This window comes from Asanoa sp. NPDC050611, from assembly GCF_040654855.1.
Classification (GTDB): Bacteria; Actinomycetota; Actinomycetes; order Mycobacteriales; family Micromonosporaceae; genus Asanoa.
In genome coordinates, this window is the sequence record NZ_JBFAIU010000007.1 from 1 (window position 1) to 14,572 (window position 14,572).

A 14,572-nucleotide genomic window follows, 5' to 3' on the forward strand; every position below is an offset into this window, starting at 1 on the left:
GCAGCTCGTCGTCAGCTCGCTGCGGTCGGGCTTCTCGCTGACGCAGGCGCTGGACGCCGTGGTCCGCGACGGCTCGCCGGGCCCGCTCGTCGACGAGCTCGGTCGCGCGCTCGGCGAGGTCCGGCTCGGCGCCGACCTGGCGGACGCGCTGGAGCGGGCCGCCGCGCGGGTCGACAACCAGGACCTCGGCTGGGCGGTGATCGCGATCCGGATCCAGCGCGAGACCGGTGGCAACCTCGCCGAGACGCTCGAGACCGCGGTGGACACGCTGCGGGAACGCGACCGCCTGCGCCGGCACGTCCACGCCCTGTCGGCCGAGGGCCGGCTCTCGTCGTACATCCTGATCGGCCTGCCGTTCGTGCTCGCCGGGTGGATGTTCCTGATCCGGCGCGAGTACCTCAGCGTCCTCTGGACCACGTTCCCCGGCCTGGTGATGCTGGTCGGGGCCGGGCTGCTGATGGTGCTCGGCGCGTTCTGGATGTCCCGCTGGCTGAAGGTCGAGGTCTGAGCATGCTGCTGTTGATCGGTCTGGTCGCGATGGCCGGCGGGCTCGCGATCGCGGCGGTCGTGCTGGCCGCGGGGCCGAACGACGCGGTCGCGCGCACGATCAAGACGGTCGACCAGGGGTACCGCGTCGCGGGCGCGGACACCGTGCCGGGCGCGGCGCGGCCCGGCGTGCTGCCCCGGCCGGCCTACGCCCTCGGGCGCGCCGTGGGCCGGGGCGGGGTGTCCGCCTGGCTGACCCGGCGGCTGGACCAGGCGGGCAACCCGACCTGGCTCGGCGTCGAGACCGTGACCGCGTACCAGGGACTGCTCGTGGTCGTCGGTGCTGTCGTCGGGCTGGGCCTCGCGGTGCTGGCGGCGGCGCCGGTGACCTGGCTCGTGTGGGCGGTGGTCGGCGCGGCCGTGGGCTATGCGGCCCCGGCGCTGCTGGTGCTGCACCTCGCGCAGGAGCGGCAGGAGCTCGTGCGGCGCACGCTGCCGGACGTGCTGGACACCCTGGTGGTCACCGTCGAGGCGGGGCTCGGCTTCGAGGCCGCACTGGCCCAGGTGGTGCGCAACGGCCGCGGGCCCATGGTCGGCGAGTTCGCCCGGGTCCTGCACGAGATGCAGATCGGCCGGGCCCGGGTCGACGCCCTGCGCGAGATGGCCGCGCGGACGACCGTCACGGAGCTGCGGGCGTTCTCGTCGGCCGTCGTGCAGGCGACCACGCTGGGCATCCCGATGGGCAAGGTCCTGCGCGCGCAAGCGGCCGAGATGCGGCTGCGCCGCCGGCAGCGGGCCGAGGAGCTCGCGCAGAAAGTGCCGGTGAAGATCCTCTTCCCGATGGTCTTCTGCATCTTCCCGGCGCTGTTCGTGGTCGTGATCGGGCCGGCGATGGTCAAGATCCTGGAGGCGTTCCGTGGCTGACGCGCGCGTCCGGTCAACCCGCCTGGGGCAGGTCACCGCCGCCGGTGGTCTTGGCGCGCACGCGGGCGACGTAGGTGCGCACGGTCGACTCGCCCACGCCGAGCCGCTTCGCCACGGCGGCCTGGCTGAGCCCGGCCCGGACCAGCTCGTAGACCTCGCGCTCGCGCGGGCTGAGCACCGCCGCCCGGTGGTGCCGCAGAGCCGCGTTCAGCGTGTGCGCCGAGTAGCTCACGCCGCCCGCGAGGCAGGCGCGGATGGCCGCCGCGACCTCGACGACACCGGCACCGCGGTCGACGTACGCCGCGACGCCGGCGGCCATCGCACGCTCCAGCAGCGCGTGCCGGGCCGGGCCGACGAGCAGCACCGGCAGGCGCGGCCGGGTGGTGCGCAGCTGCTGGGTGAGCGTGATCCCGTCGCCGTCGGGCAGCCGCAGGTCGACGGTCACGACGTCCGGGGCGAGCGTCGCGACGACCCGCCGGGCCTCGAGCGCGGACGCGGTGCGACCGGCGAGCTCGGTGTGGGCGAGGGTGGCGACGGCGCGGCTGATCGTGAGCTGGGTCGTCGCGTTGGCGTGGATCGCGAATACCGTCGCCAATGCACCACTCCGATCCGGTCGGTCCCTTCCTTAGCCCCGTATGAAGTCCTGTCGACGGTACTTGACGCCGCCGTTCGTACGCCTATCGCAGGCTTAGGTGGTGGTTAGGTCTTGCTTAAATCGCCTGGGTGATCCATTGCGGACAGCGGGAGGGAGGGATTGTGGACGAGGGCACGCTGCTCGGCGCGCGGTACCGGCTGACGAGCCGGCTGGGCGCCGGGGGCATGGGCGTCGTGTGGCAGGCGTACGACCGCGTCCTCGACCGAGATGTCGCGATCAAGCTCCTCGCGCCGCAGTTCGCCCGGGACGCCGAGTTCCGCCGCCGGATCCTGGCCGAGGCGCGGGCCGCCGCGCGGCTCAGCCACCCGCACATCGCGAGCGTGTACGACTACGGCGAGAGCGACCGGCGGCCGTACGTGGTGATGGAGCTGCTGCACGGCCGATCGCTGGAGCAGCGGCTCAAGCGGGGCGCGGTCGGCGTGGAGCCGGCGCTGCGGATCTGCGCGGAGGTGGCGTCCGCCCTGGCGGCCGCGCATGCCCGCGACGTGGTGCACCGCGACGTCAAGCCCGGCAACGTGATGCTGCCGGCCGGCGGCGCGAAGGTCGTCGACTTCGGACTCGCGGCGGTGGCGGGGGCGCACGACGTGATCGAGGGCGACCAGCTCCTCGGCACGCCCGCCTACCTCGCGCCGGAACGGCTCGACGGCCGCCCGGTGGTCGCCGCCACCGACGTGTACGCGCTCGCCCTGCTGCTCTACCGCCTGCTCGCGGGCCGGTTGCCGTGGACCGCCGAGACCAGCACCCAGATGCTCGAGGCACACATCTATCTGGAGCCCGCGCCGTTGCCGAACCTCCCCGGCGTGCCGCCGGTCGTCCGCGACCTGCTCCAACGCTGCCTGCGCAAGGAACCCGACGACCGCCCCGTGAGCCGCGAGGTGACCGTCACGCTGGCCCGGGCGGCGGGCGTGCGGGTCCCGCTGGACGGACTCGAGGAGCCCGAGGACGACGGCGAGGAGCCGGGGCCGGAACCGGCCGCCGGCTCCCGGACGACCGCCGACCGCCGCCTGCCAACCCGCGGTGCGCCGCGGACGGGCCGGGAGCCGTTCGCGGCCCGGGTCGGCACCGACCTCGACATGTCGCTCGACCACGTCAGCCTGCGCCGGCAGGCGAGCGCGATGCTGCGCGGTACGGTCGGGTTCGACCTGGCGATCTGGGCGGTGCTCGACCCGGCGACGCTGATGTGGGCGGCGTGCGTCGTCGACGGTGGACCGCACGACCACTCGCTGGAACGGGAGCTGTTCGCCAACGAGTACGGGCAGGACGACGTGCTGCGGCTCGTCGACCTGGCCGGTGACCAGCGGATCGGCACGCTGGACGACGCCACCCGTGGCGATCCGGAACTGAGTCCCCGGTTCCGGTCCGTCCTGCGGCCGCGCGGGTTCACCGACGAGCTGCGCCAGTCGTTCCACGACGCCGACGGGACGTGGGGCGCGCTGCTCGCCTACCGGGCCGGTGGCCGGTTCTCGGCCGAGGACGTCGCCCAGCTCGCGCCGGCCGGGCGGCTGCTCGGAGCGGCGCTGCACAACGCCCTCGCGCGGGGAAACGCGGCCACCTCGCCGCAGGCCGAGCCGCCCCGACCGGCGCCACCGCCGCAGCCGCCCCGGGTCGCCCGGTTCCGCCTGCCCAGGCAGCGCCGCGCCCGCCCCGACCTGGCGCCCGCGCCCGTCTCACCGGCGACGCCCGAGGCACCGGACTCCGAGTCGGGCCGCCTGGTGCTGGCCGCGGACGGTCGCCTGCTCGACGTGACCGCGTCCGCCCGCGGTGTCCTCGACGCCGTGGAGCTGGACCGGGTCGGCAGCGCGGTCGCGAAGGGCCGCCGCACCGGCCTCATCGACACCTCCGGCGGCCTGCGGTTCGACGGCCGCTGGTTGGCCTTCCACGCCGTCGACCTGGAGAGCGCGATCGCCGTGACCGTGGGCCGGATCCGCCCGCACGAGATCAGCGCGTTCGTCGTCCGGGCGCGTGGCCTGCAGCGCTGGCACGGCAGGCTGCTCGGCGCGGTCGCCCGCGGCCGCAACACCCGCCAGATCGCCCGCGAGCTGAGCCTGTCCGTGTACGCGGTCGAGGACGGCCTGACCGAGCTGCTCACCGCGTTCCGCGCGGGGAGCCGGGCCGAGCTGCTGTCGAGCCTGTTCTTCGACCACTACGTGCCGTTCCACGCCTCGGACGTCATCCTCTCGGGTTGACGACGGGAGTCGCGGCGACGGCCTCCCCGTCGTCGTCGGGGGCCGAGGTCTCGGTCGGCTCCGGCGACTCCGGTGCCTCCGCGGACGGCGTCGGTTCCGGTTCGGGCTCCGGCGACTCCTCCTGCGCCGGCGGGTCCCCGCCCTCCGCCGGCGGCGGATCCGCGGTCGGCTCGCCGGCCGGCGGCGCCGTGGCGCCCGTGGCCGGCCCGCCGCCGGCGGCCGGCCGGCCGGTGGGGGTCGAGGTGGCCCCGGCCGGGCCGCCGGTGACCGGCTGCTCCCCGCCGGTGCCGCCGGACGGGTCGACGCCGGTGGGCGGCTCCGCGCCGCTCGTCGTCGCTGGGTGGTCGGGCGGGTTGGCCTCGCCGGGCTGCTGAAGGAGGCCGCCAAGTCGGCCAGCAGGACCTCGTCGTCGTCGACGGCGTGCGTCACCGCGGTTGCCCCTCTCATTCGTAGCGCAGCGCGTCGATCGGGCGCAGCCCCGCCGCGCGGTGGGCCGGGACGCTGCCGAAGAACAGTCCGATCGCGACGGACACGCCGAGCGCCAGTGCGATCGAGCCCGGCACCACGGCGGGTTGCACCCCGGCGATGGTGAACCGGCTGCCGGCCAGCGCGACCAGCACACCCAGGCCGCCGCCGAGCAGGCTGAGCATCGTCGCCTCGGCCAGGAACTGGGTCGCGATCGCGCCGCGCGGCGCGCCGAGCGCCTTGCGGATGCCGATCTCCCGGGTTCGTTCGGTGACTGTGACGAGCATGATGTTGGTGACCCCGAGCCCGCCGACGAGCAGCGAGATGCCGGCGACCGCGCCGAGCAGCGTGGTGAACGTCTGCGCGGTCTCCGACTGGGTCTCCAGGAGCTGGGCCGCGTTCTGGATCCGGTACGGGCTGGCGTCGCCGGTGGCCGGCAGCTTGGCGGCGAGGATCGCGTCGACCTGGGCCTGGGCCGCGTCGACCCGCTCGGGGCCGGCGGCGCGGACCAGGATCGAGGTGATCGGGCCGTACCCGGTCAGCGTCTGCCGCACCGCGGTGACCGGCGCGATCGCGATGTCGTCGGCGTCGGTGAAGCCGGCGGCCGAGTTCCGCGGCGCGAGCACCCCGCTGACGGTGTAGAGGGCGCCGCCGACCGTGACCTCCCTGCCGACCGGGTCCGTGCCCGGGAACAGCTCGTCCGCGGCGGTCCGGCCGAGCACCACCACGCGCCGGGCGCGGGCCAGGTCGTCGGCGGTGAAGGCGGCGCCGCGGGCGACCGGGGTGTTGGCGGCGGCGAAGTACGCGGCGTCCGTGCCGACGAACTGCGGCACGGCGTGGTCCGTGCCGGCGTAGGTGACCGTCGTGGCGGCGCTGACCACCGGCGAGGCGGAGAGCACGTCCGGGGCGAGCACCGGATCGGCCAGCGCGGCGGCCAGCGGCATGGTCAGCACCCCGTTGCCCTGCACGGTCAGCGTGTTCGTGCCCAGCGCCTCGATCCGGGCGCTGACCTGGCGGGCCGACCCGGTGCCGACGGCGACCAGCAGGATCACCGCGGCGACCCCGATCAGGATGCCGAGCATGGTCAGCCCGGAGCGCAGCTTGTTGGCGGCGATGCCGCGCAGGGCGAAGCGGAGGGTCTCGCGGACGGTCACGCCGGCACCCGCGCGTCCTGCCGGTCGTCGGCGACCACGGCGCCGTCGCGCAGCCGCACCAGCCGGCTCGCCCGGTTGCCGACCTCGACCTCGTGCGTGATCACCACGATGGTCCGGCCGGCGGCGCTGAGCTCGTCGAAGATCGCGAGCACGTCCTCGGTGGCACGGCTGTCGAGGTTGCCGGTCGGCTCGTCGGCGAGCAGCAGCGCCGGCTCGGTGACCAGCGCCCGGGCCACCGCGACCCGCTGGCGCTGGCCGCCCGACAGCTCGCCGACCGGCCGCCCGCCGAGCCCGTCGAGCCCGACGGCGCCGAGCACCGCCTCGAGGTCGCCGCCGCTCACCCGCGGGCCGCCGAGCCGGGTCGGCAGCAGCACGTTGCCGGCGACGGTCAGCGTCGAGAGCAGGTTGTAGGACTGGAACACGAAACCCACGCGGTCGCGGCGCAGGCGGGTCAGCGCCGCCTCGCGCAGCCGGGTGATGTCCCGTCCCGCGAGCCGCACCCGGCCCGCGGTCGGCCGGTCCAGCCCGGCCAGGCAGTGCAGCAGCGTGCTCTTGCCGGAGCCGGTCGCGCCCATCACCGCCACGAACCGACCCGCGGGTACGGCCAGCGACACGTCCCGCAACGCCCAGAGCCGCTCGCCGTACCGCCGCCCCAACCCCTCCGCCACCACCGGTTCCTCAGTCATGCGACCAGCGTCGCGGCCCGCGCCGGTCGGGACGACCGGGCCGGCCGGCCAACCGGTGGTGCGGTCAACCGCACCGCCGATCGGGTTTCCGGCTCCCTGCCGCTGGGCAACGGAGTCCGGCATGACGTGGGTCGACTCGGTGCGCGATCGGGCGCGCGACACGCTGCGCACCGCCGGACGGCGGGGCAGCCCGCCGCCGTTCACGCCCGACCAGCGGCTGGCGCCGCCCGCACCGCCGGCGGTCGTGGTGGTCGACAACAAGGAGCCCACCGTCGACGACGGCATACCGCGCGGCGTCCGGGTCGCGGGCGCCTGGGCGTGGCGGATCGTCCTGTTCGTCGCGGCCGCGTACCTCCTGTTCCGGGTGATGGGACTCCTCCGGATCGTGCTCATCCCGGTGGTCGTCGCCATCCTGCTGGCGGCGCTGCTCGAACCGGTCGCCGCGGCGATGCGCCGGCGCGGGATGAACAAGTCGCTGGCCGCGGCGCTGGTGCTGTTCGGCGGCCTGATCGTGGTCTTCGGTGGGCTCAGCCTGATCGTCCAGACCTTCATCTCCCAGTTCGACGACCTCTCCGACCAGGTCGGGCAGGGGATCGACGAGGTGCAGACCTGGCTCGCCAACAGCCCGCTGCACATCTCGCAGAGCCAGGTCAGCGAGGCGATCGAGCAACTGCAGAACCAGTTCATGGACAACCGGGACAGCCTCGCCACCGGCGCCCTGAGCACGGCGACGACGATCGGCGAGGTCGCCACCGGTTTCCTGCTCGTGCTCTTCACCCTCTTCTTCTACCTGCGCGACGGCGAGTCGATCTGGACGTTCCTGTGCCGGCTGCTGCCCCGGGGCGCGCGGGTGCCGGTGGCCCGGGCCGGCCACTACTCCTGGCACACCCTCGTCTCGTACGTCCGGGCGACGGTCCTGGTCGCGTTCATCGACGCGGTCGGCATCGGGATCGGGCTCGCGGTGATGCGGATCCCCCTCGCCCTCCCGCTGGCGGCGCTGGTCTTCCTCGGCGCGTTCATCCCGGTGATCGGTGCCACCGTCAGCGGCGCGGTCGCGGTGCTCGTCGCGCTGGTCACCCAGGGGCCGATCAGCGCGCTGATCGTGCTGGCCATCGTGATCGGGGTGCAGCAGCTCGAAGGGCACGTGCTGCAGCCGCTCATCATGGGTCGCGCGGTGGCGCTGCACCCGCTCGCCGTCATCCTGGCGATCGCGACCGGCGTCGTGGTCGGCGGCATCGTCGGTGGCCTGGTCGCGGTGCCGATCCTCGCGGTGGCCAACACGGCGGTGCGCTATCTCGCCGACCACCCGACCGGGGAGCCGACGCCGGACCGCGAGCCACCCGGCACCGAGCCCACCGACGACGACGAAGCCGACGAGGGCGACACGACCGCCGAGACGGCGGCCGTGCCCGACGTCGAGTCGTCGGTCGACCCGCCACCGGCCCGGGCCTGAGCGGTCAGAGCGCCGCGATCGCCTCGTCGATCGGGGTGTCGCCGCCGGTCACCTCGAACTGGCGGCGCACGGCCAGGTTGCCGGTCACCAGCGCGGCGATCACGGCGGCGACGTCGGCGCGCGGGATGCTCGCGCGGCCCACCGTCTCGGCGACGGTGACCTTGCCGGTGCCGGGCTTGTCGGTGAACCCGTCCGGCCGCAGGATCGTCCAGTCGAGCTCGCTGCGGCGCACCGTGGCGTCGGCGGCGCTCTTGGCCTCCAGGTAGACCTCGAAGTCGTCGTCGAGGGTCGGATCGAACTCGTCGGCGCCGATGGCGGAGAGCAGCACGAACCGGCGCACGCCCGCAGCGGCCGCCGCGTCGGCGAGCAGGATCGCCGCGTCCCGGTCGACCGTCCACTTGCGAGCGGGTCCGCTGCCCGGGCCGGCGCCCGCGGCGAACACGGCCGCGTCGGCGCCGGAGAGCACCGCGGCGACCGCGTCGCGGGACGCCTTCTCCAGGTCGAGCACGACGGGCTCGGCGCCGGACGCCGCCACCTCGTCGGCCTGCGCGGCGTTACGGATGATGCCGACCGGCGTGTGGCCGGCGTCCGCGAGCCGCCGGTTGAGCAACCGGGCCACCTGCCCGTGGCCGCCGGCGATGACGATCCTCATACCGGCGACGCTACCCCGGCGGCGGTGCGGCTCCGGGCTGGGCACGCGCGTAGCGGGCGGGCGGCTCGCCGACCACCGCCGTGAAGTCGCGGGTCAGGTGCGCCTGGTCGGCGTAGCCCAGGCGGGTGGCCAGGGCCCCGACGTCGAGCCCCCCGCCGTGCGCCGCGGCGGCGGCCGCCGCCTCGTGGAGCCGGTAGCGGCGGATCACCCACTTCGGTCCGACTCCGACGTGGTCGGCGAAGAGCCGCTGCATGCTCCGCGCGCCGATGCCGAACGCGGCGACGAGCTGGTCCACGCGGGTGACGGTGCTGTCCGCGGCGGCGCGCGCGGCGATCGCCTCGACGGTCAGCGCGGCGGGGTCGGGCCGGGCCGGTGCGCGCCCGCCGAGGAAGCCGTCCAGCAGGGCGGCGGCGCCCGCGTCGTCGGCCGCCAGCACCGCGTCCGGGTCGAGGCCGGTGCCGAACACCTCGTCGACCCGCAGGACGCGGTCGGTGATCGTCGCGACCGGCGCGCCGAGGAAGGGCCGGAAGCCGGTGGGCCGGAACCGCACCCCGAACACCCGCCCGGTGCCGGTCAGCACCTCGGTGAAGCGGCCGCGGGGCACACCGGTGACCCGGCAACGCCCGGGCAGGAAGGTCAGGTTCACCGCGGGGTACGGCAGCACGTGCTGCTCGTGCGCCGGCTTCCCGCGCAGGTCCCAGTGGATGATCCAGTAATGCGCGACGTACGGCGCGAGGACCTCGGCCGGCGGCCTGGTGCTGAACCGGAACGCCCGGTGCGCCCGGTCGGCGTGCAGGATCCCCGACATCGACCCAGCGTATGTCGCGTTTGTTCAAGCGGTCCGCGCGCCCGCCCGCCTAGCGTGACCCGTATGCACCTCGACTCCGTGATCTCCGAAGCGGCCGGGCGCACCGGCGCGGTCCTGCACGCCGTCCGCCCGACCGACCTGGCCGCGCCCACGCCGTGTGTCGACTGGGACGTCCGCACGCTGGTCAACCACGTGCTCCAGGTGGGCAGCGCGCTGGCCCTGGCCGGGCGGGGCGGGCCGGTGCCCAGCGAGCTGTGGACCGCGGAGCTGATCGACGCGGGGTTCGCCACCCGCTTCGACACGGACTCCGCCGCCGCGCGGACCGCCTGGGCGATGCCGCCGGCGGGCCCGATCACGTTGGGCACGTACGAGATGCCGCCCGGCGCCGTCGCCTCGATGCTGGTCACCGACCTGACCATCCACGGCTGGGACCTCGCCCGGGCCACCGGCCAGGACTACGAACCGGATCCCGCCGCGGTCGAGCTGACCAACCGCTTCATGGTGGAGATGGCCGAGCAGGGCCGCGCGATGGGCATCTTCGCCCCGCCGGTGCCGGTCGCGCCGGACGTGGGTGCGTTCGCGTCGGTGCTCGCGGGCAGCGGTCGCGACCCGGGGTGGCGGCCCCGCTAGCAGCGAACCGGACGCGGAGGGACAAAGCTCGCGCGGTACGCTTGTGTCGGATATGACCGAAATCCGCACGCCCGACCAGCGGCTCCGCGTCTTCGTCAGCTCCACGATGAACGAGCTGGCGGATGCCCGCGTCGCCGCGCGCCGGGCGATCGAGCAGCTGCACCTCACGCCGGTCATGTTCGAGCTGGGCGCCCGGCCGTACCCACCGCGCGATCTCTACCTGGCCTATCTGGCGCAGAGCGACGTGTTCGTGGCGATCTACGGCGAGAGCTACGGAACGGTCGAGCCGGGCCGGGACGTCTCGGGCCTCGATGACGAGTTCCTGGCCGCCGGCGACATGCCGCGGCTCGTCTACGTGCAGCGTCCCGCACCGCACCGCGAACCCCGCCTGGCGGAGATGCTGGAGCGGGTCGCCCGCAGCGGGCCGGCGCCGCAGATCTGGGCGGCGGACGTGTGCGACGCGCTGAGCCCGTGGCGCGAGGAGATCGACAGCCTCGCCTCCGGCACCGAGCAGCAGATGACGGCGAAGACCGCCCCCGCGCAGGCGAAGGAGAACCTCGTGCGGCTGCTCGGCGGCGCGGAGAAGGCCAGTGAGGACGCCCGGGCGCTGGTCGCACGGGCCGGGGTGCCCGACGTCGACGAGGGCGACGTGGTCGCCGACGGGTTCGTCGGCTCGCTGGCCGGGGTGCGCGACGCCTACGGGAAGGCCAAGCGGCAGATCGAGGGGCTCGACACCGGCCCCGCGTTCTACGACGGCGTCGCGGCCACGGTCGAGACCCTCAACAAGGAGTACGACGCCAGCGCGCTGGACACCAGCAACCTCGACTCACCGGAGCTGGCGCGCGCCTTCGACGAGGTCCCGGAGTGTCGCTGACGCCGCGGCAGCTCTCGCTGTTCGGCGTCGAGGCCCGCGAACCCACGCCGGGAGACCTGGCGGGCCTGCTCGCCGGGCCGGGCCAGGTGGTGCGGATGGGCGGGACGGCCCGCGTCTCGGTCGTCGTCGACGCCGGCTGGCGGGTGCACGTGCTGGTCGCGGAGCTCACCCTGCGCGGGCTGGCACCGACCTGGTCACCGACCGAGGTCGAGGGGCACCTGGGCGTGCGTACCTCCTATTCGACCGCGTTGGCCGCCCTCGGAGTGGCGTGGTTGCGGGGCGCGGTGAAGCGACCACCGCCCAATTTCTTCCTCGATGGGCGAAGACTGCGCCTTTGGGCGGCTGCTGCCGGTGCGCCGGATGAAGCCGGATATGCCCTGCGGCTCGGCGCGAACGACGAGGGACAATGGGATCAGGTCGGTGCCGCGCTGGCGGCCGTCGGCCTGCCCGCGGCGTTGCTCGGCCCGCGCGCCGGCGGGCCGGCCTACCGGGTGACCGGCCGGCGCCGGCTGGCCCGGCTCGCCGAATTGGTCGGAGATCGTCCAGCACCCGCCCCGCAGGAATGCTGGCCTGGGTGAACGCGTTGTTCAGCTGTTCGATCGACACCGGTTCCGGTGCGGTGGCACCCGTCACCCTTCGACCTGGGTGTACGGTGTCGCCGTCCACCGTGACGCTGCGCCGTGGTATGGGTCGCCTGCGTATCGCGACCTTCCCGCCGGGCCGCGCGTTACCTTGGACATCCACGAACATGTGAGGGAGTGCAGTGCCGAGCAATGCCAGGAGCACCCGTCTGGTCATCGTCGAGTCACCGGCGAAGGCCAAGACGATCTCGGGCTATCTCGGCCCGGGCTACGTGGTGGAGGCCAGCCTGGGCCACATCCGTGACCTCCCGCGCAACGCCGCGGACGTGCCCGCCAAATACAAGGAGCTGCCCTGGGCCCGGCTCGGCGTCGACGTCGACAACGGGTTCGCCGCGCTCTACGTCGTCTCCGCCGACCGCAAGCAGCAGATCAGCAAGCTGACGAAGCTGGCCAAGGAGGTCGACGAGGTCTTCCTCGCGACGGATGAGGACCGCGAGGGCGAGGCGATCGCCTGGCACCTGCTCGAGACCCTCAAGCCCAAGGTGCCGGTCAAGCGGATGGTCTTCCACGAGATCACCCGCCAGGCGATCCAGGCCGCCGTGGCCAACCCGCGCGACATCGACCGCGACCTCGTCGACGCCCAGGAGGCGCGGCGCATCCTCGACCGCCTCTACGGCTACGAGGTGTCGCCGGTCCTCTGGAAGAAGGTCATGCCGAAGCTCTCGGCCGGCCGGGTCCAGTCGGTCGCGACGCGCATCGTGGTCGAGCGCGAGCGCCAGCGGATGGCGTTCCGTTCCGCCGACTACTGGGACATCCAGGCGCTGCTGGCCGTCGACGCGGCCGCCGCCAAGGAGGGCCCGCGCACCTTCACCGCCAACCTGGTCGCGCTCGACGGCGACCGGGTCGCCACCGGCAAGGACTTCGAGCCCACGACGGGCCGGGTGAGGCCGGGAGCCGCGGTGGTGCATCTCGACGCCGACGGCGCTCGGGGCCTGGCCGCCCGCCTCGACGGGCGGCCGTTCACTGTCACCCGGGTCGAGGAGAAGCCCTACCGGCGCAAGCCGTACGCGCCGTTCATCACCTCGACGCTCCAGCAGGAGGCGGCCCGCAAGCTGCGCTTCTCCTCGCAGCAGACGATGCGCACCGCGCAGCGGCTCTACGAGAACGGCTACATCACCTATATGCGTACCGACTCGGTCAACCTGTCGGAGACCGCCATCGCGGCGGCCCGCCGGCAGATCGCCGAGCTGTACGGCCAGGGCAGTGTCCCGCCGGAGCCGCGCCGCTACACCGGCAAGGTGAAGAACGCCCAGGAGGCGCACGAGGCGATCCGCCCCTCCGGCGACACCTTCCGCACGCCCGGTGAGCTGGCCAACGAGCTGTCGGCCGAGGAGTTCAAGCTCTACGAGCTGATCTGGCGCCGGACCATCGCGTCCCAGATGACCGACGCGGTCGGCCAGTCGGTCTCGGTGCGCATCCGCGCCGTCTCGACCACCGGCGAAGAGGCCGACTTCGCGGCGACCGGCAAGACCATCACCGACCCCGGCTTCCTGCGCGCCTACGTGGAGTCGTCCGACGACGAGCACGCCGAGGCCGAGGACGCCGAGCGGCGCCTGCCGACCCTGGTCAAGGACCAGCCGCTGACCGCCGAGCAGCTCGAGGCGCTGGGCCACAGCACCCAGCCGCCGGCCCGCTACACGGAAGCCTCGCTGGTCAAGGCCCTGGAAGAGCTGGGCATCGGCCGCCCGTCGACCTATGCGTCGATCATGGCGACCATCCAGGACCGGGGCTACGTCAACAAGCGCGGCCAGGCGCTGATCCCGTCGTTCCTCGCGTTCGCGGTGGTCGGGCTGCTGGAGGGCCACTACCCACGGCTGGTCGACTACAACTTCACCGCGGCGATGGAGAACGAGCTCGACGAGATCGCCGGCGGCGACATGGCCGCCAACGACTTCCTGACCTCGTTCTACTTCGGCAGCGACGTCTCCGCCGACGGCACGATCGCGGCCTCCGGCGGCCTGAAGAAGCTGGTCACCGACAACCTCAGCGAGATCGACGCCCGCAGCGTCAACTCGATCCCGCTGTTCCGCGACGACCACGGCCGCGACGTCGTGGTCCGGGTCGGCCGCTACGGTCCCTACCTGCAGCGCGGCGCCGACCACGCGGCCGCCAACGGCAACGGCGACGGCACCGACCACGAGGACCGCGCCTCGATCCCGGAGGGCCTGGCTCCCGACGAGCTGACGCCGGAGAAGGTCGACGAGCTGTTCCTCGGCGGCAGTGGCGAGCGCACGCTGGGCACCCACCCGGAGACCGGCGAGGACATCGTCCTCAAGTCCGGCCGCTACGGGCCGTACGTCTCCAGCGGCGAGCGCAAGAGCTCGCTGTTCCGGTCGCACTCGCCCGAGACGCTCTCGCTCGACGAGGCCCTGCGGCTGCTCTCGCTGCCCCGGGTGGTCGGCAAGGACGACGACGGCGTGGAGATCCTCGCCGCCTCGGGCCGCTACGGCCCGTACGTCAAGAAGGGCGACGAGTTCCGCTCGCTGGAGACCGAGGAGCAGCTCTTCACGGTCACCCTCGAGGCGGCCAAGGCGCTGCTCGCGGCGCCGAAGACCCGGCAGCGCCGGGCCGCCGCGCCGCCGCTGCGGGAGATGGGCCCCGACCCGCTGACCGAGAAGCCGCTGGTGATCAAGGACGGTCGGTTCGGGCCGTACGTCACCGACGGCGAGGTCAACGCGTCGCTGCGGCGCGGGCAGACACCGGAGTCGCTCTCCATCGAGCAGGCCTCGGAGATGCTCGCCGAGAAGCGGGCCAAGGGTCCGGCGCCGCGCAAGAAGGCGACGAAGAAGGCGGCCACCAAGACCGCCGCCAAGACCGCCACGAAGGCCACCAAGACGGCGGCGAAGAAGACCACGGCCAAGAAGGCGACGGCCGCCAAGAAGACCACCGCCGCGGCGAAGAAGGCGGCACCGAAAAAGGCGACTGCGGCCAAGAAGACGACCGACTAGCGTCTGTTCG

At 73.9% G+C, this 14,572-nt stretch carries 14 protein-coding genes and 1 pseudogene; 10 read left to right on the top strand and 5 right to left on the bottom strand.

Features of this window, described 5'->3' with window-relative positions:
* Positions 1-508: type II secretion system F family protein (locus AB0H87_RS02145; protein WP_360138145.1), on the top strand; the 508-nt coding region annotated here is incomplete at its 5' end.
* A gap of 2 nt (positions 509-510) precedes the next feature.
* On the top strand, positions 511-1,410 hold the full coding sequence (locus tag AB0H87_RS02150; RefSeq protein WP_360138148.1) for a type II secretion system F family protein: 900 nt from the start codon (positions 511-513) through the stop codon (positions 1,408-1,410).
* Between the two features lie 13 nt (positions 1,411-1,423).
* Here AB0H87_RS02150 and AB0H87_RS02155 read toward each other — a convergent pair whose 3' ends face one another.
* Positions 1,424-2,005, bottom strand: coding sequence for a response regulator transcription factor (locus AB0H87_RS02155; protein WP_360138151.1), 582 nt, complete (start codon positions 2,003-2,005; stop codon positions 1,424-1,426).
* 161 nt (positions 2,006-2,166) lie between these two features.
* Here AB0H87_RS02155 and AB0H87_RS02160 point away from each other — a divergent pair, with 161 nt between their 5' ends.
* Both AB0H87_RS02160 and AB0H87_RS02165 read left to right on the top strand, forming a co-directional pair.
* Positions 2,167-4,251, top strand: coding sequence for a serine/threonine-protein kinase (locus tag AB0H87_RS02160; RefSeq protein ID WP_360138154.1), 2,085 nt, complete (start codon positions 2,167-2,169; stop codon positions 4,249-4,251).
* Positions 4,248-4,625 (top strand): hypothetical protein, encoded by a 378-nt coding sequence (locus tag AB0H87_RS02165; RefSeq protein WP_360138157.1) that lies wholly within the window; start codon positions 4,248-4,250, stop codon positions 4,623-4,625. The genes AB0H87_RS02160 and AB0H87_RS02165 overlap by 4 nt, the downstream gene beginning before the upstream one ends.
* A gap of 69 nt (positions 4,626-4,694) precedes the next feature.
* Here AB0H87_RS02165 and AB0H87_RS02170 read toward each other — a convergent pair whose 3' ends face one another.
* Positions 4,695-5,870 (bottom strand): ABC transporter permease, encoded by a 1,176-nt coding sequence (locus AB0H87_RS02170; protein ID WP_360138160.1) that lies wholly within the window; start codon positions 5,868-5,870, stop codon positions 4,695-4,697.
* The gene (locus tag AB0H87_RS02175; protein WP_360138163.1) at positions 5,867-6,556 is read right to left on the bottom strand and encodes an ABC transporter ATP-binding protein; all 690 of its coding nucleotides are present in this window, start codon (positions 6,554-6,556) and stop codon (positions 5,867-5,869) included. The genes AB0H87_RS02170 and AB0H87_RS02175 overlap by 4 nt, the downstream gene beginning before the upstream one ends.
* Before the next feature lie 121 nt (positions 6,557-6,677).
* Here AB0H87_RS02175 and AB0H87_RS02180 point away from each other — a divergent pair, with 121 nt between their 5' ends.
* Positions 6,678-8,009, top strand: coding sequence for an AI-2E family transporter (locus AB0H87_RS02180; RefSeq protein ID WP_360138166.1), 1,332 nt, complete (start codon positions 6,678-6,680; stop codon positions 8,007-8,009).
* Between the two features lie 4 nt (positions 8,010-8,013).
* Here AB0H87_RS02180 and AB0H87_RS02185 read toward each other — a convergent pair whose 3' ends face one another.
* Together AB0H87_RS02185 and AB0H87_RS02190 are read right to left on the bottom strand one after the other, a co-directional pair.
* Complete coding sequence (locus AB0H87_RS02185) at positions 8,014-8,661, bottom strand: NAD(P)H-binding protein (RefSeq protein WP_360138169.1); 648 nt, start codon at positions 8,659-8,661, stop codon at positions 8,014-8,016.
* A 10-nt stretch (positions 8,662-8,671) separates the two neighbouring features.
* The gene (locus tag AB0H87_RS02190; protein WP_360138172.1) at positions 8,672-9,469 is read right to left on the bottom strand and encodes a helix-turn-helix domain-containing protein; all 798 of its coding nucleotides are present in this window, start codon (positions 9,467-9,469) and stop codon (positions 8,672-8,674) included.
* A 63-nt stretch (positions 9,470-9,532) separates the two neighbouring features.
* Between AB0H87_RS02190 and AB0H87_RS02195 the strand changes: the two genes are divergently transcribed.
* From AB0H87_RS02195 to topA, 5 genes and pseudogenes are all read left to right on the top strand, one after another.
* The gene (locus AB0H87_RS02195) at positions 9,533-10,099 is read left to right on the top strand and encodes a TIGR03086 family metal-binding protein (RefSeq protein ID WP_360138175.1); all 567 of its coding nucleotides are present in this window, start codon (positions 9,533-9,535) and stop codon (positions 10,097-10,099) included.
* 52 nt (positions 10,100-10,151) lie between these two features.
* Positions 10,152-10,415: pseudogene (locus AB0H87_RS02200) on the top strand (DUF4062 domain-containing protein); the annotation flags it as partial.
* An 81-nt stretch (positions 10,416-10,496) separates the two neighbouring features.
* On the top strand, positions 10,497-10,973 hold the full coding sequence (locus AB0H87_RS02205; protein ID WP_360138315.1) for a hypothetical protein: 477 nt from the start codon (positions 10,497-10,499) through the stop codon (positions 10,971-10,973).
* Complete coding sequence (locus AB0H87_RS02210) at positions 10,964-11,551, top strand: hypothetical protein (protein WP_360138178.1); 588 nt, start codon at positions 10,964-10,966, stop codon at positions 11,549-11,551. The genes AB0H87_RS02205 and AB0H87_RS02210 overlap by 10 nt, the downstream gene beginning before the upstream one ends.
* A gap of 185 nt (positions 11,552-11,736) precedes the next feature.
* On the top strand, positions 11,737-14,562 hold the full coding sequence (topA, locus tag AB0H87_RS02215) for a type I DNA topoisomerase (protein ID WP_360138180.1): 2,826 nt from the start codon (positions 11,737-11,739) through the stop codon (positions 14,560-14,562).
* Positions 14,563-14,572: the final 10 nt, after the last annotated feature.

What these genes read in the sequence shown, in the direction of transcription:
- AB0H87_RS02150 (WP_360138148.1), top strand. Translation starts at nt 511, where the DNA reads ATGCTGCTGTTGATCGGTCTGGTCGCGATGGCCGGCGGGCTCGCGATC.
- AB0H87_RS02175 (WP_360138163.1), bottom strand. Translation starts at nt 6,556, where the DNA reads ATGACTGAGGAACCGGTGGTGGCGGAGGGGTTGGGGCGGCGGTACGGC.
- AB0H87_RS02180 (WP_360138166.1), top strand. Translation starts at nt 6,678, where the DNA reads ATGACGTGGGTCGACTCGGTGCGCGATCGGGCGCGCGACACGCTGCGC.
- AB0H87_RS02185 (WP_360138169.1), bottom strand. Translation starts at nt 8,661, where the DNA reads ATGAGGATCGTCATCGCCGGCGGCCACGGGCAGGTGGCCCGGTTGCTC.
- AB0H87_RS02190 (WP_360138172.1), bottom strand. Translation starts at nt 9,469, where the DNA reads ATGTCGGGGATCCTGCACGCCGACCGGGCGCACCGGGCGTTCCGGTTC.
- AB0H87_RS02195 (WP_360138175.1), top strand. Translation starts at nt 9,533, where the DNA reads ATGCACCTCGACTCCGTGATCTCCGAAGCGGCCGGGCGCACCGGCGCG.
- AB0H87_RS02205 (WP_360138315.1), top strand. Translation starts at nt 10,497, where the DNA reads ATGCTGGAGCGGGTCGCCCGCAGCGGGCCGGCGCCGCAGATCTGGGCG.